Here is a 20,295-nt window from a genome sequence, read left to right on the forward strand (position 1 = left end):
AGGTTCGCATGCTAGGAAAATCTTCCGGCATGGAAAAGAGGAGAGGGCCATGTGGGCAAAGATCGGTAAGTTCGGGGCGATGACACTGGCGGCAGCGGCGGTCCCGCTCGCCTGGCCGGTGGTGGCAAAAGTCATCGGCACCAACCAGCCCGCGCCATCGTTGACCCGAGAACGCATCTCGACGCTGCCGGTGCGCGAGCGTGCCGCCTGGCTTGCCTATCTCGCCCGATCCGAAGCCGCGATGCGCGCCGACCGCGCGTCGCTGGCGGCCGAACTCCGCCCCGGCGAAACGCCGCCCCCGCCGCCTCTCGCCAAAGCCGGGGGCCACAAGAACGCCCCGCTCGACCGCGATGTGGTGTGGTATACGTCGGCAGAGGCCAAGCGGATCGGCGACACCATCGTCAGCTTCCAGACTCCTGCCGGCGGGTGGAGTAAGAACCAGGACCGCGGCGGTCCGGCGCGCCTCCGTGGTCAGCGCTTCGCCAACGATGCCGAAACGATGGTGCTCGACCCCACCAACTTCGACGCGCCGGCCGACCGGTTCTGGACCTTCGTCGGCACGATCGACAACGACGCGACGACGCACGAGATGCACTATCTCGGCCGCCTCGCCGCCGCCCTGCCGGGCCGCGACGGCGACCGCTATCGCGCCAGTTTCGTGAAGGGCGTGCGCTATCTGCTCGCCGCGCAATATCCCAACGGCGGCTGGCCGCAGGTCTATCCGCTGGAAGGCGGCTTCCACGACGGCATCACCTTCAACGACAATGGCGTGGCGCTCGTTGCGATGCTGCTGGAGGATGTGGCGGAGCACGCCACGTACCGCTTCGTCCCCGCCGACCTGCGGACAAAGGCCCGTACCGCGGTTGCCCGGGCGACCGATGTCATCCTGCGGGCGCAGGTCCGCCAGAACGGCCGTCTGACCGGCTGGCCGCAACAGGTCGACGCGCTGACGCTCGCGCCGATCTCCGCCCGCAACTACGAACCGCGCTCGATCGCCAGCGGCGAGACGACCGACATCCTGATGTTCCTGATGCGGCAACCCCGCCCGACCCCGGCGATGCGCACGGCGATCGACGCCGGCGTCGCGTGGCTGCAGTCGGTCGCGGTGAACGACGTTGCCTTCACCCGCACGGCCGAGGGGCGCAAGCTGCTCCCTAAGGCCGGGGCGGGCCCACTCTGGTCGCGCAACTACGACCTCGTTACCGGCAAGCCGATCTTCGGCGACAAGGACAAGTCGATCCACGACGATGTCAACGGCATCTCAGAAGGCCGGCGCAACGGCTATAGCTGGTGGATGGACGTGCCCAAGCGCGCGATCGCGGCATATCCGGCGTGGCAGGCGCGGGTGACGGGCTGAGCGACCAAACGGTGATCGGAAGGAAGATCGTGTCCCCTCGCGCTGCCCTGCTCGCAACGTCGCTGTTCGTTCTGGCGGTGCCCGCGCCCGCCCAGACCCTGGTCGCGACCGAGGGCGTCCAGCCCAACCGCACGGGGCACCTCGACCGCCCGATCCGCTATCGCCCGGAGGGCGACGCGTTCGTGATCGAGAACGGGACCGAGCGGTTCAACCGTCCGCTCTACGGCGGCAATACCGCCTTCCGCGTCGACGGCGGCGACCGGCCGGAGTTCGTGCTGTATCTGCCAGGCCGCGGCGGCAATTTGCGTTTCGCGGTACAGGCGGCGGACGGGACGCGCTGGTGGCTGCACGATGCCAGGAGCATCACGACCCGTTACCGCCCGGGCGAGCTCGACTATCGCATCACCGACCCGCGGCTGGGTGCCGGCACGATCACACTGACATTGGTAGCGCTGGCCGCAACGGAAGGTGCCGTGGTGCGGGCGAGCGCCACAGGCGTGCCGAGCGGGACCACACTGGCCTGGCGGTTCGGCGGCGTGAATGGCCAACGCGGGAAGCGCGATGGCGATATCGGGACCGAAAGCATTCCGATCAGCGAGTGGTTCGCTTTTCGTCCCGCCTTTGCCGAAGGGAACAAACCGATTCTCGATCTGCGCGGCTTCAGTCTCGAAGGCGCGCCGGGAACGATCTTCGGGACGCTGTTGAACGGCGACATCCGCGGCTTTCACGAGGGGGAGGCGTGGGACGACGCGGACGCAGCGATCACGCGCGGGGCGGCACCGAAGCGACCGGTTATCGCAGGGACGCTGAAGCTGACCGAGGCCGATGCGTATCTCGTCCTCCAGCGCCGCAGCTATGCCCCGGCGGCCAACGCCGATCTCTCGACCTACACCGCCGTGAGTGCCGACCCCCGCGCCCCGGCGGCCCTGCCGCCGCTTGCACCGCGCTACGCGCCAGCCGATCTGCCCGCGGTGTTCGAGGCCGCGCGGGCCCATGCCACCGACGTACGCGGGCGGGTGCGCATCACGACGCCCGACCCGTGGCTCGATGCCGCGGTGGGCGCGCTCAACATCGCCGCGGACGCGGTGTGGGATGCGCCGCAATCGGCGATCATGCACGGCGCGGTCGCGTGGCGAACGAAGCTGCTCGGCTGGCGTGGACCCTATGCGCTCGATGCGCTCGGCTGGCATGATCGCGCGCGGGCGAACGTCCGTGCGTGGTTGCCACGGCAGAATGTGTCGCCGATCCCCGGCGCGATCCCTCCGGCCGATGCCGACAGCAATCTCGCCCGCAACGAAACGGCGCTGCATTCGAACGGCGACCTGTCGAACTCGCACTACGACATGAACGCGGTCTTCATCGACGCGCTGTTCCGCCATCTCGCCTGGACCGGCGACCTCGACGTCGCGCGGGAGGCGTGGCCCGCGATCGAGCGTCACCTGGCGTGGGAGCGCCGCCTGTTCCGCCGCCCCTTTGCCGGCGGGCCGCTGTACGAAGCCTATGCCCAAATCTGGGCGAGCGACGACATCCAATATTCGGGCGGCGGCGTCGCCTATGCGTCGGCCTATAATCTCTTCCACAACCGCGAAGCCGCCCGGATCGCCCGCGCGCTGGGCAAGGACCCGGCCCCGTACGAGCGCGAAGCAACAGCGATCGGCAAGGCGATGCGCGCCGAATTGTGGCGGCCGGAATTGGGCAGCTTCGCCGAATATCGCGACTGGCTGGGCGAGCGCGCGCTGCACCCGAGCGCGGGCCTGTGGAGCTTCTATCACACGATCGATTCGGGCGTACCGACGCCTCAAGAGGCATGGCGGATGGCCGATGCCGTTACCCGCGACATGCCGCGCTTGCCCATTGCCGGCCCCGGCGTGCCGACCGACCGCCGCTACGGCGTCTACGCTTCGTCGAACTGGATGCCGTACACCTGGTCGGTCAAAAACGTGGTGATGGGGGAGAATCTGCACACCGCGCTCGCGCTGTGGCAGGCAGGGCGGGGCGAAGATGCGTTCACCCTGGCCAAGGGCGCGCTGCTGGCCAGCATGTACATGGGGATCAGCCCGGGCAATGTCGGGTCGATGAACTATCTCGACGTGTATCGGCGCGAGGCCCAGCGCGACTTTGCCGATGGCTCGGGCGTGATGGCGCGAACGATCGTCGAGGGGCTGTTCGGCGTTGCGCCCGATGCGCTGGCCAAGCGGCTGACGCTGCGGCCCGGCCTGCCCGCGACATGGGATCATGCGGCACTGACGCATCCCGATTTGGGCATGGCGTTCCGGCGCGCGGGCGGCATCGATCGCTGGACGGTGCGCCAGTCGGCGGGCCGTTTCGCTACGCTCCGGCTGCGTCTGACGGCACCGCGCGACGGGGTTAGCGTCACGGTCGGCGGCAAGCCTGCTCGCTGGTCGATCGACGCAGAAGCGGTCGGCGCGCCCGCGATTGTGGTCGATGTGCCCTTCAGAGCGGACGTGAACGTCGAGGTCCGCTGGTCTGGCAAGCCGATCACGGTAACGACGACACCGGGTGCGGGCTTCGTCCGGAAACGGCAGGGGGTGATGACGTGGTGGGCGCCCGTCGGCCCCGCGCCGAAGCGTATGCCCGAGCCGACCGTCGTCGATCGCGCACCCGCCGGCGCGCAGCGCACCATCGACCTGACGTCGGCGTTCAACGACGATGTCACCGCCATTTTCGCACCCGGCAAATACCGCACGCCCCGCTCGCCCTTCGCGTCGCTCGCGCTACCGGCACAGGGGCTCGGCGCATGGGCGGGACACGTCAACGCTACCGCCGAGATCGACGACCGCGGCCTGCGCGCCAGCGGGGGCGAGCTGCGCCTGCCCGACGGCGGTCGCTTCGCGACGCCGGCAAAGGGCCGCAACGCGCTGTTCGTTTCGAAATGGTCGAACTATCCGGCCGAAGCGACGGTGCCGCTCGCCGGAAAGGGCCGCTTTCTGCGCCTGTTGATGACGGGCAGCACCAACGCGATGCAGAGCCGGATCGACAATGGCGAGGTCGTGGTCAGCTATGCAGACGGCGGCATCGCACGGCTGCCCTTGCGCAACCCAACGACCTGGTGGCCGATCGAGCGCGATTACCTGATCGACGACTATCAATTCCGCGTCCCCGGCACCGCACCGCTGCGCGTCGACCTCGCCACCGCCCGCGTCCGCCGGGGCGGCGCGTCAGGCGGCAGCGAGGGCAGCGAACAGCGCGTACCGGGCGGCGCGGCGACGGTCCTGGGCCTGGAACTCGACCCGAAACGCCCGCTCCGGTCCCTGACCGTCCGTGCGCGGGCCAATGACGTCGTCATCGGCCTGCTTGCCGCAACCGTCCAGGACTAAACGCCTCACAAAAAAGCCCGGCTTCCCATCAGGAAGCCGGGCGGAGGAGACCCCGGGAGGGGAACCTTAGAAGGTGATGATCGCGCCTGCGTAGAAGGTGCGGCCGGCATAGAGCGAGTCGTACAGATACGGCGCGCCACCGGCGTCACGGAATTCGGTCGGCGCGTATTTTTCGATGGTCGTGCCAAGCAGGTTCTTGCCCTCTGCAAAGAGCTGAAACTTCTTGGTGATCGAATAGGACGCGCGCGCGTCGAGCGTCTCGGTGCCATTCTTGAAGATCGGCGAGAGATATTTGAAGTAGGAGCCGTTTTGCGCGCTGCCTGTCAGGCCAGGGAACGTCGGCACGCGATTTTTAGTATCCGCATCATACAGATCGAAATAGCTGGCACGCCGTTGATAGGCGACGCGGGCATTCAGCTTGCCGTCGTCATACCACAGGTTGATGTTATAATAATATTTGGACTGCGACCGGGGGGGCAGCGCGATCCCCGTCCACGGATCGACAATGGTATTCTTCTCGTTCGACTTGGTGAACGAGTAGTTGAAGCCGCCACCCAGGTACCGCAGGAAGCCGGGGAGGAAGGTGAAGGCGGTGCGACCCGACACTTCGAAGCCGCGCTGACGCAGCCCGCTCGGCCCGTCGCGGTAGCTGCCGACTTCATAGGTGTCGCCGCTCAGCTCGTAAGCACCGATGTTGACGGTTTCCGGACGGCCCGAATTGACGTCGATCTGATAGACGGCGGCGCTGAGCTGGGTATCGCGGTTGGGATACCATTCCAACGACACGTTCTGCGTACGGGCGCCATATCCCTTCAGCTCGGGATTGCCGATGCGGCCGCTGCAGCGGTTGACGAAATTGTCCAGCACCGAGCGTGCTTCCGAACTGTCATCCGTGTTGGGATCGTCGTCCTGGATTGCGCCCGGGTTGGCGGCAAGGAATGCTTCCAGTGCGGCGCGCTGGGCCGGGTCGACGACGCCGCAATTGGCGACGCTGCTGCCGGTCAGCTGAAGGATGCTGGGGCGGGCGCGCTGCAACGAACCGGAGTATCGCAGGCCCAGTTTCCCTTCGATCGGCCAGACCGCGAAGTTGACGCTGGGCAGCCAATCTTCGCTCGTCCGATTGACCTGTCCGATCTCGCGACGGATGATCTGGTTCTCGATCGTATAACCCGGGAACGGCGTCGTGACGGGCGTGGCGACCCGCCGGCTGAAGTCGACGACCGGCTGTGCATCGACCTTGATGCGCTGATACCGCACGCCGATGTTGCCGTTGAACAGCAATCCGAAGGGCCGCGTCTCGAAGTCGAGCATCGCGTAAGCCGACGACGTCTGCTCGTTGGTCAGATAGGTCGGACGATCATAGGTGTTCCCGTCCGACGCGCGGCAGGAATAGAGGCAGTCCGGATTATAGTCGGTCAGATTGGCGATCTGGCGCAACTGGCCAAAGAACGCGTCGACGTCGTACGTTCCCCAAGTGGAAATCAGGTCGCCGCGGTTGGGCGCCCCGCTGAAAAACTGCGCACCCGGCAGGGCGATCAGGCTGGCGTTGAGCAGGTCCTGATATTGCTGCCGCGTGATCGTGTGGATCTTGTAGGTCTGATCCGCCGTCCCCGCAGTCGTCGTGCGGCGCACCGAGCCGAACTGACATGGCGTCGTGGCGGGCGCGAGCGCAGGGTCGCAGAATTGCAGCAGGTCAAGGCTGCGTGCGCGTGACAGAACGACGCCCGGCGACAACTGGAAGCCATTCTCCCGCCGGCTTTCATTATCGTACATGCGGTGCTGGATACCGGCCTTGATCCGCGTGATCGGGCCGAAATTGTCGAACGTCCGATCGACGTCGAGCTGGTAGTTCCATTCCTTGTTCTTGTCCGCGAACGGCGTGTATTCGATCTGCGAATTCGCGCTGACGCCGGTCGTGCCAACCGTCGGATAATAGGATGCGGCATTGAGCAGGTCGACGTTCGGGATCTTGATCGTCCATAGCCCACTGTCGAGCCGGCTGTAGCTCGCGCGTTCGACCGGTGCGAGAATGGAGAAGGCCAGATCCTCGCGCTTGTTGGTCGCCAGGCTGAACTGCGCGCGCGCCTTCACCGTCCACGGGCCGGAGTAGAAGTCCGCGCCGGTCTGAGCGTAATGCTGCGAGATGCGCCGCTGGATGTCGCGCACCTGACTCGTGACGTTCAGCGCGGTGATGCCGCCGACGCCACGGACGAAGTCGAATGCGGTGACGTAATGGTTCGAATTCACTACGGCGTTAGTCACATTTACGTTGGCGTTGGCGCCGTTTGTGCCGATCGATCCATTCGGCGTCGCGACGCTCCAGTTATAGTCCTGCGACGACACACGGCGGATGTTCGGATTGTAGGAGGCGAAGACCGTCAGGTCGCGGTTCACCCGCCAGTCGACGCGGGCCTGAATCGACAGGCGCTTGTCGCCGCGGATCTGGCGGCCAGGGCGGGGCAGCGAGGGGACGAAATCTTCCCACTGCGCATAGCAGTTCAGACGGCTGTTGATCCCCGTTGTCGTGAGATTGGCGCAACCCGCCTTCGTAGTCACCGCCGCCGCGATCGGATCGAAGGGCTGGGTGAAGCTCTTTTCCGGCGAATTGTCGAGATCGCCGAACGCGGCATAGCCAGCGCCCTTGTCCGAAACGCGCGCGTAGTCGGTGCCGATATTCTGTGCTTCGTACGTGCCGCTCAGCAGGACGCCGACATTGCCGCCAAAGAACTTCTGGGTGACGATGCCATTGATCCGCGGCGTCAGACGCTGGCTGAGCGTCTGATAGGCGCCTTGAAGGTTAAGCCGGTAGAGCGGTTCCTTGAAGTCCAGGCCGGTGCGCTGTTCGATGCGGACAGTGCCGCCGACGCCGCCCGGCGTCATGTCGGCGGTCTGGCCCTTGATTACGTCGACGCTCTTGATGAGGTCGGACGAAATCTCGCCGACGCCGGCAGCGCGGCCGCCCTGATCGCCATTGGCCGACAAGGTGGTCATGCCATCGACTTCGATACGGATCAGATCCGCCGACTGGCCGCGAATCGTAAAGCCGCCCTGTTCGCCCGAGTCCGCAACATCCAGTGCAACGCCGGCGATGCGCGAGATCGCTTCGGCCGCGTTCTTGTCGGGGAACTGGCCGACGTCGTCCGCGACGATCGAATCCTGCGCGGTGCGTGCGGTCCGCTTGCGGGCGATGGCCGAGGCTTCGGCGTTGCGCACGCCGGTGACGATAACCTCGCCTTCGCGCGCCTCCTCTTCGGCAACCGGTGTCATGCGCTGAGAGACGACCGGTTCGAGCGGACCCGAGATCATCTCGTTGTTCGGCACCGTGCTGTTGGCGATGCCCGGGCCTGCAACCGGCGCGGTCTGCGCGGGTGCGGTGGCGCTCGAGGAAGGACGCGGCGTCGTCTGCGCCGGTGCAGGGCTATTGGTCGCGTTCTGCGCACCCGCGAGCGGGGTGAAGGCTCCTGCGATCGTCAGGGCCAGCAACGACGCGCCCGCGCGCGTTGCAATGCGATGGGCCGCGGTGTCCTTCATCATTCCTCTCCTCCGCCCGGCGTTGCCGGGTCGCCTGTCGTCGCCCAGACGCACGTCCGCAATGTCCAACGGCAGTCGGACATGGGGCAGGGCCCCGCGGATCACGGCTGTGACGACATCCCCTCTGTGCGGTCCGGTTCGGCCTGCTTAGCCTGGCACCGGTTCCGACGAAGGCGATCCTAGAGCAAATCCCAGCAATTGGAAACCGGTTTTTATTAGTGACACAAACTTGTCAGTCGGAAACTATATTGATCGAAGTCAGCTATGCGTGGACCAAGCGGCAAATTCGGTCAGCGCGGCCTGCGGCCCCGTCCCGAACCAGGCATAGCCGCCGCGCCGGCCGGCACTGATCCCCATGACGTCGTCGTGCAATGTCTTGTCGCGGTCGCCGAAGACGGGGGCGTTTGCGTCGACCGAGTAGAAGCGGGCCCAGATCGGCGGGGCTGCGGGGTCGGGGATCAGGCGGCGTCCCTGACCGTCGCGAGGGTCGCGCCAGGCCTGACCCTGGATCGCGCTCGCCTTCAACCAAGCGACGCCCGCGGTGACCGCTGCCGTGATTGCCGGCGTGCGTGGCAGACGCATCAGATAGCGCAGGATCGCCGCGCTTTCAGGTGCGGCCAGCGCGGCCGGCTCGTAATTGCGGGCCGAGGTGATGCGCAGCGTCAGCGCGTCATGCTGCTGACCCCAGCCGGTGCGGCGTCCGTCGGTCGTCACCTGCATCTGCAACAGGCAGTCGATCCCGCGCGCGGCGGCCGCGGCGGCCTCGCGTCGCAAACCCGCAGGCATCACGGCGAAGTCGCCGCGGCCGGCGCCGACGTCGGTCATCAACGTCAACACCTGCACCATCGCATTGTCGTTCAGCGTGATCGCATCGTGATAGCCGCCCTCCAGCGGCCAGACCTGCGGCCAGCCGCCATTGGGATATTGCGCGGCAAGCAGATACCGCAGCCCGCGAATTGCGCCGGCGCGATAGCGGTCCGCGGCGGCACTCGGCAACGCCGCTGCAACCTTGGCGAGAAAGCGCGTTTCGGTGATCGTCGCGTCATTGTCGATCGTGCCGACATAATGCCAAGCTTCCGACGGATCGAAGTCGCCTTCCGCCGGAACGCCGGAGTTGTTCGACACATAGGACTGGCCCAGCGCGCGCACTGCACCGTCGCGCGGCTGATTCTTGCCCCAGCCACCGGCAGGCGTCTGAAAACTCAAGATGACGTCGGCGACGTGACGCGCCTCCGGCCCCGCATACCACGCAGCGTCGCGGGTGAGGGGCATCGTCCGCTCGCCATTGCCGGTCGCCGGCTGGGGTGGAATCGCCATGCCGGGCTTGCGCTCCGCGGCGAGGGCGGCCTTGTCCGCACGCATTTGCGCCTGCGAGCGGGCGAGATAGGCCGACCAGACCGCACGGTCGTTCACGGGCAACAGAGCGATCCGGGCCGCAGTTACCGGTTCGGCGGGCTGGTTCATTCCGATGACGCGCGCGGCCACGGGCGTCAACGTCGTAGACGCGGTCAGCGCGCCAAGCGCCAGCGCGAGCGAAATCCTTTTGGCCACAATCCTCTCCCCTTGCTCCCATCAAACGGGATGTATAGCCATAGTGTAGGACAGGATCGGGTCACAGGCCAAGCGCCGATCTGCCGCTCAAAAGACGGAGGGGATACGCACGTGTCGGATCAACAGACCGAAAGCTGGCGGGACACGATCCTGGCCGGGCTCGCCAACTATATCGATGCGGGCTCGATCGTCGCGGGATCGGTGGCGCTGGCGCTGTGGAAGGACATCTACGGCCTGTCCGACAGCTTCATCGGCCTGATCGCGGCGTTCAGTGCGAATGCGATCTCGGCGGGTGTCGGCGCGCTGATCGGCGGCATGCTGTGCGACAGGTTCGGGCGCAAGAAGATCTACCAATATGATATGCTGTTCTACGCCTTCGGCATGGCGTGGCTGGTGTTCGCGTCCGCCCCGTGGATGATCGTGCTCGGCTTCGTTCTCGTCGGTCTCGCGGTCGGTGCCGATATCCCTGCATCCTGGTCGCTGATTGCCGAACAGGCGCCGGACAAGAAGCGCGGGGCGCATTCGGGCGTTGCCCAATTGCTCTGGTATCTGGGGCCGGTTGCCGTGCTGGTGGCGGCGTATTTCCTGAAGCCCTTCGGCCTCGATGGCGTCCGCTGGCTGTTCATCCACCTGCTGGTACTCGCGCTCGCGCTGACGTTCCTCCGCTCCAAGATGCGCGAATCGCAGCGGTGGGAGGAGGCGCAGGCGGCGTCCGGCGGCGGCGCGCCGCAGCGGGACTGGCGCCAGCTGCTACGCGCACCCTATCTCGGTTCGGTCTTGTTCCTCGCCGCCATGTACGGATTCTGGAACCTGTGGGCTGGCTATAACGGCTTCTTCACGCCGTATCTGATTGAGCGGAACAACCTGCCCGAATGGACGGCGACGATGCTGCCGGCGAGCTATTTCCTCATCGGCATGCTCTCGATCCTCGGCATCTTCATGACGCTGTCCGACCGGGTGAACCAGCGGCTGCTGTTCGGCATATCCGCCGCGCTGCACGTCGTCGGCATGGCGTTGCTCGCCATCTTCGGCTTCCGGCTCGAAATCGTCATCGCGCACATCGTCATCATGGGGATAGCCGGCGGCTTCGGCGCGCAGAGCTTCTTCCAGCTGTGGTCGGCGGAGCTGTTCCCGACCGCGATTCGCTCGACCGCGCAGGGGCTGACCTTCGCCATCGTCCGCATCGGCCTCGGTATCTGGAGCCTCGCGGTGCCGACGCTCGCGGCTTACGACTTCACCGTGCTGGCGTGGATCTTGACCGGTTTCCTGGTCGTATCGGGTGTGATCGGCCTGATCTGGGCGCCGCGCAACGAGGGCAAGTCGCTAGAGCAGATCGACCGCGCACGGGGCGCGGGGGCGTGAGTATCAGCGGTGTCGGGAAATGGTGCCTAGGGACGGGATCGAACCGCCGACACTGCGATTTTCAGTCGCATGCTCTACCAACTGAGCTACCTAGGCATTTCGTCGGACCGGGCCGCGAAGGAGCGCTGCCTTTAGTCGCGGGAATCGGGCATGTCTAGCCCCGGATCGGCAGGTGGGCCCGGAATTCGGTAGCCTTCGCCCAGCCATTGCAACAGATCGCGATCGCGGCAGCCTTGCGAGCAGAAAGGGGTGTGCTCCGACGAGGACGGCTTTGAGCAGACCGGGCAGAGGTTACGCGTGGCGGGCTTGGACATGGCCGGCGGATATGGCGAGCGCTGCGTCGCCCCGCAAGACGATCGCGGTGCCGGTGCGGCGGGCGAGTTCCTCGACCCACGTGGTGCGGGATCCGATTTCGGCGATGACGGCCGGGTGCGCGGTCAGAACGCGCTCGCCGATGCCGAGGCTGCGTTCGGCGCGGCGCAGCAGGGCGCGGGCATGCGCCAGCGGGCCGTCCATGGCATAGAGTTCCGCCAGCGACCGGCGCCGCCGTGGGCGGACGATCTGGACGAAACCGAAGCCGTTGACCGCGGTGCGCTCGAACGGCTGCGGCAGCATGACGTCGATCGCGTCGGCGGCGGCGGTCCGCGCGGCCTTGTCGGTGCCGGGCAGGTCGATGCCGATCGAGCCGGTCAGGTCGAGGCGGCGGATGGTCCGCGCCGCCGCGGTTGTGCCGATGACGGAAAGTGCGGCCGGAGAGAGTGTGCCGTCGATATCGATCAACGTCATCGCCGGCGTCAGCGCGATGTCGAGCGCACCGCCGAGGAAGCGCGCCCGGCCGGTCGCCGCTTCTTCGAGAAGTTCGGACCAGCCCGCGACCTCGAGTCGATCCGTATCGGTGTGGCGCAGGATCGTGCCGGCGGGCAGATCGGCGGCAGCATCGCCTTCGCATGCATCTGACCGTGCCGGGCGTGCGCGCGCCCGTTTGGACTTATCGGGTTCGGAGATGGCGGGACGGGTGATCTCGACCAGCGTCTCCGCCCCTTGCGTCACGCCGGCGGGGAGGGGAGCGATCAGCGCCTCGCCACCGGACCAGGCGACGATGCCCTGGCCGCGCTCGGGCATTCGGGCGATCAGGCGTGCGCGCAGGATGGTCCCAGCGATCAGCTCGCCTTCGGGAAAGATGCGGGCTTCGAGGATCGTGTCGCCCTCGATCAGCGCGGCGCGTATTTCGCCAATGCCGTGTTCGATGAACCATTCAGGCATCGGCGGCTCCGGGCGCGCGCCATGTTCCGTTCGTGGTGCGCTTGTCGACGCACCGTATTTCGTGCCGCAAGCGACGGAGGGGCGTATCGCAGAACGGTGATTCGACAGGCTCAGCACGAACGGGGAGAGGAAAGCGCGTCACTCTCCCGACAGACTCACGCAAACACCCAGCCGGACGCCTCGAGCAGCCCCCGCGTCTCGAACAGCGGCAAGCCGACGACCGCCGAATGCGACCCCGACAGGAACCGCACGAACGTCTCGGCGCGGCCCTGGATCGCATAGCCGCCCGCCTTGCCCATGCCTTCACCGCTCTCGACATACCAGTCGATTTCGGCGTCGCTCAGCCGCTTGAAGGCGACGACGGTACCGACGGACCGCACCCGCGCGCGCCCCTCGCGATCGATGACGCACAGGCCGGAAATGCAGCGATGCCGTCGCCCCGACAACAGGCCGAGCATGCGGCGCAGGTCAGCCTCGTCGACGGGCTTCTCCAGGATGCGCGTGCCCACCGCGACGGTCGTGTCGCCGGCAAGCACGATCTCGTCCGCAGCCCGCTCCACCGCCCGCGCCTTGCCCTCGGCCAGGCGCGCAACATAGGCGGCCGGCGCCTCTCCCTTCAACGGCGTCTCGTCGATATCGGGGGCAGCGATCCGCGTCGGCACGACGCCGATGCGCGCGAGCAGTTCGCGCCGGCGCGGCGACGTCGAGGCGAGGACGAGCGCCGGTGCGCTCATGACGAAGGCGTCGCTTATTGCGGCCCGGGACCGCCGCGGCCCGGCATGAAGCGGTAAGTGATGCGCCCCTTGGTCAGGTCATAGGGAGTCAGCTCGACCAGCACCTCGTCGCCGACGAGGACGCGGATGCGGTTCTTGCGCATCTTGCCTGCGGTATGGCCCAGGATCTCGTGATCGTTCTCCAGCCGGACGCGAAACATCGCGTTGGGCAGAAGCTCGACCACCTGGCCGCGCATTTCGAGCAGTTCTTCCTTGGCCAAACGGCAACCTCTTTTAAAAATCAGGCGTAAAAGCTGGCCGCGCCCTTACGCCGAGAGACGCGAAAAGGGAAGAGGACCGAAACTACGCTGGGTTATGCTTGTCGAGGAACGCCTGCATCGCACGCAGGAACTCCAAGCGATCTTCGCTGCGACTGAAATGGTGATCGCCCTTCGGCTGTTCAATATAGGTGACGTCCCGCCCGGCCGACCGCAGCCGTTCCGCCATTTCGCGTGATTGGGCGATCGGGACGACGGTGTCGGCCTTGCCATGTACCAGCAATAGCGGGATCGCCGACTTCTCCGGCGAATAGATGGGCGATACCGAGCGGAAATCGGTGGCTTGCAGCTGGAGCCAGTCGCTACGCGCCCCCGAATTCAGGAACTGGGCATCATAGCGGCGCAAGCGTGGCAGGTCGGACACACCGGCGTAGGAAACCGCGCAGCGATAGACAGTCGGGTCGCGCTGCGCGGCCCGCATCGCGGCGTAGCCGCCATAGGAGGCGCCGATGATGCACACGCGTTTGGGATCGGCGACGCCGTCTTTCGCCAGCTGCGTCACCGCATCGTTCAGGTCGTCCTGCATCGCGAGACCCCACTGGCCCTGTCCCTTCAGCGTGAACTGCGTGCCATAGCCCGACGAGCCGCGATAATTGGGCTGAACGACGGCATAGCCACGCTCGGCAAGGTACTGCGTCCACCAGTCCCATTCCTCGCTGTCACGTGCGAACGGGCCGCCATGGGGCAGGACGATGAGTGGCAGGTTCGTCGACTTGCCGCGCGGCAGCGTCAGCACGGCGGCGATTTCCAGGCCGTCGCGTGCCTTATAGCGAATCGTGCGGACGGGGTTCAGCCGTGCGGCTCGGATCGCGCTATTGGTATAGGCGAGGAAGCGCAGGTCACGCGTCTTGCGATCGTAAAGGTAGAAAGCGCCAGGCGAATTGCTCGCCCCGATGTTGACGATCGGACGATCATGGTCGTGGCTGAAGTTCAGGATGTCGACCTGGCCGTTCGACACGAAGCCCTGAACTTCGGCCTGTAGCTTGACGAGGTCGGGGTCGATCCATTCGGTCCGCGCCCGGTCGTCGAGGTAGCTGACGCCGGCTAATCCATCGCGCGTGGTGTTCAGGACATAGCCTTCGAGGTCGAAGTTCTTGCTGCCGTAGAGCCGCTTGCCGAGCTCCAACTTGATAAGGTCATATTCGTACAGACCGCCAAAGCCATCGGCATCATCGGCCATCGCCAGCGCCTTGCCCGGTTCGGCCAGGAAGCTGGCGGGGATGACATAGCTGTCCTTATGGGTGCGCGCCTTGACAATCGTTTCGAAATCCTGGCCCGCTCCACCACGGTAGAGAACGCGCATTTGCCGGCCGTCGAGCGACCGACCGATGCCCATGCGGACGACGCCCTGGCCATCCGCGACCCAGGACATGACGCCCTCGCGCGGGCCGACGACGCGCTTCGTCTTGCCGGTCGACACATCGACTTCAGCCACCTGCGGCCAGAAATTGATGTTGCTCGGCTCGAGCGACGACTGATAGGCGATCAGCACGCGCGGCGTCCCGTCGCGCGCGGTCCATAGTACGTCGTCGGCGTTCTGCGCAGCGTCGCGCGTTACCAAAGGCACGACCTTGCCGTCCGCCGCGGCAATGCCGACCGCGCGTCGAACATACCATTCGCCGGCGTCTGGAACCGGCACCTTGTCGCCGACCCCCACGACCAGCCAGTCGTTGTTAACCCATTGCCACCAGTTGAGGTCGCCCTTGCCGGTTGCGATGAGTTGCGGCGGGGCCTGTCCCTCGACAGCCAGGATAGCAAAATACTGCTGACCCTTGATCGCGACCCGCGCGGCGATCCGCTTGCCGTCAGGGGACAGTTTAGGGCTGACCAGCGCAGGCAATTCAGCGAATTGCTCGATCGGCCGGGGAACGGCCGCGGGCGCGGCGGGCGGCGTTTGCGCGACCGTGGCGGCGGCTAGGCCACATGCGGCTACGGTCAGAGCGAGAAGAGACTTTCGACGCACGGTGTACCCCTCGCAAGCTCAAAGTACCGAGCAAGCTATCCGAGGAGTTGCTTTAGATCAATAGATTGGAGCGCTCAGCGCCGCGGCGACGTTTTGCACATCAAGCCATGTCGGCGACGATTGCGGGGCCGGGAAGCGCGTTTTTTTGGGAGCGCCAGACGTCGCGCTTCTTCAAATATGCCAGCGAATAACTGAATTCGTTGTGGTGGCACGTGCATTTATTCAGTCACACGACGCGTCATCTGCACCGAAAGACGACGGCATTCTCGGCGCCAGCGACGCGTATGGAGGTCGCCTGGTCAAAATGGACGTCTTTGCGGAAAGATAGAGAAATCCAAACGACCAAACCGACCGCGGCGACTGACGCCGCGGTCAAGTGGATTACATGCGGACGCCCAGGCCCAGCTTGACCTGATGGCGTTCGAAGTCCTCGGTCGGTCCCGGCAGCGTCGTCACGTCGAAGCCGCGCAGCTTGGTGTAGACATATTCGATCTTGCCGTATGCGCTCGGGCCGAACTGCTGTTCGACGCCGCCACCGATGTGATAGCCGTTCAAATTCTGGCGCAGGCTGAGAATGCTCGGCGGGTTGGTGGTGCGCGTCGAGTCGTACGCAATACGCCCGCGGCTATAGCCGCCCTTCACGTACAGCAAAGTCTCCAGGCCGACGGCGATGCCAACGCGGCCACCGGCGGTCAGCGACAGCGGCGCGCGGTAGCAGTTGGTCGCACCGATCAGCGTGGTGCAGGCTTCGCCCGACGAGCCCTCGGCGCCGACGTATCCGCCGATGAGCAGTGCGCGGCCGACCGGAACGTCGAAGCCCGCTTCACCGCCATAGGTCACGCCTTCCTTGGTGACGATGTCGCCGCTCAGCCGGTCATAGCCCGCCTGTACTTCCAGGCGCAGGCCACCGAAGACTTCAGCATCGCTCGGCAGCGGTTCGTACGGGAGGTAGGGCCCGTCCTGTGGCACCGGCGCGGCATAGACTGGATAGCCGCCGGTCTGCGTCGTGACGACGACGCCGGGGCGCGTCGTGCGGGTGACGGTCGTGTGGGTCTGCTGCGCGGCGGCGGGCAGCGCGACGGACGCGAGTGCGACGAAGGCGAGTTTCTTCATGGACGTGTCCCCTTTGTTGCCTGCGGGCGTATGGGGAGGGGGCGGGCCGGGCAAGCGGAGTCCCGGGCGGGGCTGTGCCGGGTGTGCCGTTTTCGGAAAAGTCGCCGGGGAGTCTCGCTAAGCGACGCGGCGAAGCCGCGCCGTCGGACGGAGGGGTGGTGTCTGCCGCCCCTCCGCCGGCCGGTCGCGCTTGTTGACGCGGAGCGTCAGCCTGCGCTGCCAGCTAACGCTGCCAGCAGCAGCAGTGCGACGATATTGGTGATCTTGATCATCGGGTTCACTGCAGGCCCCGCCGTATCCTTGTACGGATCGCCCACCGTGTCGCCGGTGACCGCGGCCTTATGGGCTTCGCTGCCCTTGCCGCCGTGGTTCCCGTCCTCGATATACTTCTTGGCGTTGTCCCACGCGCCGCCGCCGCTGGTCATCGAAATGGCGACGAACAGCCCAGAGACGATCACGCCCAGCAGCATCGCGCCGAGCGCCGCGAAGCCCTGAGCCTGTCCCGCTACCGCGCGGACGATGAAGTACACCGCGATCGGGCTGACGACCGGCAGCAGCGAGGGGATGATCATTTCCTTGATCGCGGCTCGGGTGACGATGTCGACCGTCCGGCCGTAGTTGGGCCGGCTGGTCCCCTCCATGATGCCCGGATTGTCGCGGAACTGATCCCGGACGTCCTGCACCACGCTGCCCGCTGCGCGGCCCACGGCGGTCATGCCGAACGCGCCGAACAGATAGGGCAACAGCGCGCCGAGCAGCAGCCCGACGATGACGTACGGATTGCTCAGCGAGAAATCGACCGTGACGTCGGGGAAGAACTCCTTCAAATCGGTTGTATAGGCGCCGAACAGCACCAGCGCGGCAAGCGCCGCGGAGCCGATGGCATAGCCCTTGGTCACCGCCTTGGTGGTGTTGCCCACCGCGTCCAGCGCGTCGGTTTTGTGTCGGACGTCGTCGGGCAGCCCTGCCATTTCGGCGATGCCGCCGGCATTGTCGGTGACCGGACCGTAAGCGTCCAGCGCGACGACCATGCCGGCCAGCGCCAGCAGCGATGTCGCAGCGAACGCGACCCCGATGATCCCCGCCAGCTGATAGGTCGCGATGACCGCGACGACGATGACGAGCGTGGGCAGCGCGGTCGATTCCAGGCTGATCGCCAGCCCCTGGATGACGTTGGTGCCGTGGCCGGTGACCGACGCCTTGGCGATCGACTTGACCGGGCGATAGGCGGTGCCGGTGTAATATTCGGTGATCCACACCAGCAGGCCGGTGACGGCAAGCCCGATCATCATGCAGTAGAACAGGTCGAGCGCGGTGAAGGCTTGGCTGCCGACGGCCTCAGCGCCCAGCACCGCTTCGGTCGTCAGCGTGTCCGTCGCCCCTTCCAGGAAGCCCGCGCCGCCGATGACCGCGTTCAGGTCGCCGAATGCATATTGGAACACGCCGTAGATCGCGAAGACCGACAGGCCGACGGTAACCCAGAAGCCCTTGTACAGCGCGCCCATGATCGATCCCTTCGATCCCAGCCGCACGAAATAGGTGCCGATGATCGAAGTGATGATGCATACGCCGCCGACGAGCAGCGGGACCGACATCAGCGTCAGCAGCTCGGCCGACGACGCCTTAACGAGCAGCGCGATCGACACCATCGTCAGGCCGATCGTGACGACATAGGTTTCGAACAGGTCGGCGGCCATGCCGGCGCAGTCGCCGACGTTGTCGCCGACATTGTCGGCGATGACCGCGGGGTTGCGGGGGTCGTCCTCGGGAATGCCCGCCTCGACCTTGCCGACCAGGTCAGCGCCGACGTCGGCGGCCTTGGTGAAGATGCCCCCACCCAGACGCGCGAAGATCGAGATGAGCGATGCGCCGAAGGCGAGCGCGGTCAGCGCCTCGATCACTTCACGATCGTTCGGCGCGACGCCGGCCGGGCCGACCAGATACCAGAAGATGCCGGCGATCGAGAGCAGCCCCAGGCCCGCGACCAGCATGCCGGTGATCGCACCTGACCGGAACGCCATGGTGAGGCCGCCCTGCAGCGATCCACGCGCAGCCTCCGCGGTCCGCACATTCGCGCGCACCGAAATGTGCATCCCGACATAGCCCGCGACGCCCGACAGGATCGCGCCGATCAGGAACCCGGCGAGCGACACGGTGCCGAGCGTCAGGAACAATATGGCGGCAACGACGACGCCGACGATGGCGATGGTGGTATATTGGCGCCCTAGATAGGCCTTGGCGCCTTCCTGGATGGCGGCGGCGATGTCCTGCATCTTCGCATCGCCCGCGGGGCTTTTCAGCACCTGCGAACTGGTGACGAGGCCGTAGAGCACGGCGATGATGCCGCACGCGATGGCCAGATAGACGATTGTCATAGGCGATCTTCCCCTAATTCCTGGGGTTCAAACTTGACCAGGACGGGGATCGTGATCGTCCGCGGGAAGACGCTGGCTAGAAGCGCAGCGCGGCATGTAGCGGTGCTACATGCAAGTAAGCGACGCCGACCAGCGCCTCCCCGCGGACGACCGCGAAGCGGCGGGTCGATTTTGGCACCGGGCGGCGTCGCTCGTCAGTCACGATGCACTGGCATCGCTCCTGTCCTCGCTTCTTGCCCGACACCAAAATCGCCTCCGTCACGACCCCGTCCTGATCAAGTTTGAACCCTCAACGCAACGCTACGCGAGCACACAGTCAGGAAACGGCCCGGCTCTTTGGCGGTCGGGTCCGAGATCAAGGAGGGGGAGGCTATAGGTGCGATCCGGTGGGCGCAAGCCGCACGGGTCAGGCGTGCAGCCAGCCCAGCTTTTCAGGCAGCGAAACCGACAGTCCAGCATCGGTCACGGTCAGACTGTCGCCGGATGAAAAGTGGCCGATGCGTGTCGCGGGGACGGCCGGCTCGACCCCCACGGGCAGGGCGAAAAGCAGTTCGTAATCATCGCCCGCGGTGGCGGCAGCCATCCGATCTCCGCTCCAACGGCGATAGGCGTCGGACAACGGAATGCAGGCCAGATCGATTGTCACGGCACAGCCGCTGGCGCTCGCCATGCGTGTCGCGTCAAGCAACAGGCCGTCCGATACGTCCATCATCGCGTGCACCTGTCGCGCGAGTGTCTGCCCCTCCACCAGCCGGGGCGTCGGCCTGCGGTAGCGATCGACCAACGCCGCCGGCCCTGCGGCCCCCCGCGCGATGGCCAGGCCTGCCCCGGCATCCCCGATCGTCCCCGTCACCCACAGAGCGTCGTCCGCCTGAGCACCGCTGCGCATCGGCGCAGCCTTCGCTCGCCCGATCGCCGTCAACGCATAGGTCCGGCCGCCCGATACGGTATCTCCACCGAGCAGCGTGCACCCGAGCGTTCGCAGGGCGAAGGCCAGTCCGTCCAGAAATGCGCCGTCCCAGGCCGGATCCCTGACCGGCATGCCGAGCAACACGCCCTCCGGCACGGCACCTTTTGCCGCGAGATCCGACAAATTTACCGCCAGCAGCTTCCAGGCGACATCGTCAGGCGGATCGTCGGGCAAAAAATGCACGCCTTCCACCATCAGGTCGGTCGTCAGCACGAAATCGCCGATTCGCGCGGCATCATCGCGCAGGTCGAGCGCTCCGGGATGGAGCGGCAGGGCGCGCAATCGTCGGAGAATTTCGATTTCTGTCATGACCGTTCCTGGCGAGATCAGGTCGCCCGCGTTGCCGGCCTTCACAACGACCATAGGCAACATCAAGAAACACAATAAAATTATTTGGGCGCTTAGCCGTGAGGCGTGATCT

General features: G+C 66.0%; 13 protein-coding genes and 1 tRNA gene. 3 read left to right on the plus strand and 11 right to left on the minus strand.

The window, feature by feature from the left end; genetic code table 11:
• Window positions 1-49 precede the first annotated feature (49 nt).
• Entirely contained in the window at window positions 50-1,357 is a 1,308-nt protein-coding gene (gene pelA, locus JW805_17850; GenBank protein MBN2973876.1) for a pectate lyase, read from the plus strand.
• Between the two features lie 29 nt (window positions 1,358-1,386).
• Window positions 1,387-4,695, plus strand: coding sequence for a DUF4450 domain-containing protein (locus JW805_17855; protein MBN2973877.1), 3,309 nt, complete (start codon window positions 1,387-1,389; stop codon window positions 4,693-4,695).
• Window positions 4,696-4,761: 66 nt separating this feature from the next.
• On the opposite strand, the gene JW805_17860 is transcribed toward JW805_17855, so the two are convergent.
• Together JW805_17860 and pelA (JW805_17865) are read right to left on the minus strand one after the other, a co-directional pair.
• The gene (locus tag JW805_17860) at window positions 4,762-8,226 is read right to left on the minus strand and encodes a TonB-dependent receptor (protein ID MBN2973878.1); all 3,465 of its coding nucleotides are present in this window, start codon (window positions 8,224-8,226) and stop codon (window positions 4,762-4,764) included.
• Between the two features lie 258 nt (window positions 8,227-8,484).
• The gene (gene pelA, locus JW805_17865; protein ID MBN2973879.1) at window positions 8,485-9,777 is read right to left on the minus strand and encodes a pectate lyase; all 1,293 of its coding nucleotides are present in this window, start codon (window positions 9,775-9,777) and stop codon (window positions 8,485-8,487) included.
• 111 nt (window positions 9,778-9,888) lie between these two features.
• Here pelA (JW805_17865) and JW805_17870 point away from each other — a divergent pair, with 111 nt between their 5' ends.
• Window positions 9,889-11,139, plus strand: coding sequence for an MFS transporter (locus JW805_17870; GenBank protein MBN2973880.1), 1,251 nt, complete (start codon window positions 9,889-9,891; stop codon window positions 11,137-11,139).
• 20 nt (window positions 11,140-11,159) lie between these two features.
• On the opposite strand, the gene JW805_17875 is transcribed toward JW805_17870, so the two are convergent.
• The 9 genes from JW805_17875 to thiL all read right to left on the minus strand — a co-directional run bounded on the left by JW805_17875 (window position 11,160) and on the right by thiL (window position 20,183).
• Window positions 11,160-11,235: transfer RNA gene (locus JW805_17875), tRNA-Phe, on the minus strand.
• Window positions 11,236-11,270: 35 nt separating this feature from the next.
• A complete protein-coding gene (gene yacG / locus JW805_17880; protein MBN2973881.1) occupies window positions 11,271-11,453 on the minus strand; it encodes a DNA gyrase inhibitor YacG in 183 nt (60 codons plus the stop codon).
• Window positions 11,431-12,402, minus strand: coding sequence for a hypothetical protein (locus JW805_17885; protein ID MBN2973882.1), 972 nt, complete (start codon window positions 12,400-12,402; stop codon window positions 11,431-11,433). Before JW805_17885 ends, yacG begins: the two co-directional genes overlap by 23 nt.
• Window positions 12,403-12,557: 155 nt before the next feature.
• Entirely contained in the window at window positions 12,558-13,136 is a 579-nt protein-coding gene (maf, locus tag JW805_17890; GenBank protein MBN2973883.1) for a septum formation protein Maf, read from the minus strand.
• A 14-nt stretch (window positions 13,137-13,150) separates the two neighbouring features.
• Window positions 13,151-13,396, minus strand: a complete 246-nt coding sequence (infA, locus tag JW805_17895) for a translation initiation factor IF-1 (GenBank protein ID MBN2973884.1) — start codon at window positions 13,394-13,396, stop codon at window positions 13,151-13,153.
• Window positions 13,397-13,478: 82 nt separating this feature from the next.
• The gene (locus JW805_17900; protein ID MBN2973885.1) at window positions 13,479-15,416 is read right to left on the minus strand and encodes a S9 family peptidase; all 1,938 of its coding nucleotides are present in this window, start codon (window positions 15,414-15,416) and stop codon (window positions 13,479-13,481) included.
• Between the two features lie 381 nt (window positions 15,417-15,797).
• A complete protein-coding gene (locus JW805_17905; GenBank protein ID MBN2973886.1) occupies window positions 15,798-16,529 on the minus strand; it encodes an outer membrane beta-barrel protein in 732 nt (243 codons plus the stop codon).
• 206 nt (window positions 16,530-16,735) lie between these two features.
• Window positions 16,736-18,904, minus strand: coding sequence for a sodium-translocating pyrophosphatase (locus JW805_17910; protein MBN2973887.1), 2,169 nt, complete (start codon window positions 18,902-18,904; stop codon window positions 16,736-16,738).
• A gap of 406 nt (window positions 18,905-19,310) precedes the next feature.
• On the minus strand, window positions 19,311-20,183 hold the full coding sequence (gene thiL, locus JW805_17915) for a thiamine-phosphate kinase (protein ID MBN2973888.1): 873 nt from the start codon (window positions 20,181-20,183) through the stop codon (window positions 19,311-19,313).
• Window positions 20,184-20,295: the final 112 nt, after the last annotated feature.

The organism is Roseomonas aeriglobus, assembly GCA_016937575.1.
Classification (GTDB): Bacteria; Pseudomonadota; Alphaproteobacteria; order Sphingomonadales; family Sphingomonadaceae; genus Sphingomonas; species Sphingomonas aerigloba.

Excerpts from the sequence above, each read along its gene's own strand:
- pelA (MBN2973876.1), top strand. The coding sequence starts at position 50 with ATGTGGGCAAAGATCGGTAAGTTCGGGGCGATGACACTGGCGGCAGCG.
- JW805_17860 (MBN2973878.1), bottom strand. The coding sequence starts at position 8,226 with ATGAAGGACACCGCGGCCCATCGCATTGCAACGCGCGCGGGCGCGTCG.
- yacG (MBN2973881.1), bottom strand. The coding sequence starts at position 11,453 with ATGTCCAAGCCCGCCACGCGTAACCTCTGCCCGGTCTGCTCAAAGCCG.
- JW805_17885 (MBN2973882.1), bottom strand. The coding sequence starts at position 12,402 with ATGCCTGAATGGTTCATCGAACACGGCATTGGCGAAATACGCGCCGCG.
- maf (MBN2973883.1), bottom strand. The coding sequence starts at position 13,136 with ATGAGCGCACCGGCGCTCGTCCTCGCCTCGACGTCGCCGCGCCGGCGC.
- JW805_17905 (MBN2973886.1), bottom strand. The coding sequence starts at position 16,529 with ATGAAGAAACTCGCCTTCGTCGCACTCGCGTCCGTCGCGCTGCCCGCC.
- JW805_17910 (MBN2973887.1), bottom strand. The coding sequence starts at position 18,904 with ATGACAATCGTCTATCTGGCCATCGCGTGCGGCATCATCGCCGTGCTC.
- thiL (MBN2973888.1), bottom strand. The coding sequence starts at position 20,183 with ATGACAGAAATCGAAATTCTCCGACGATTGCGCGCCCTGCCGCTCCAT.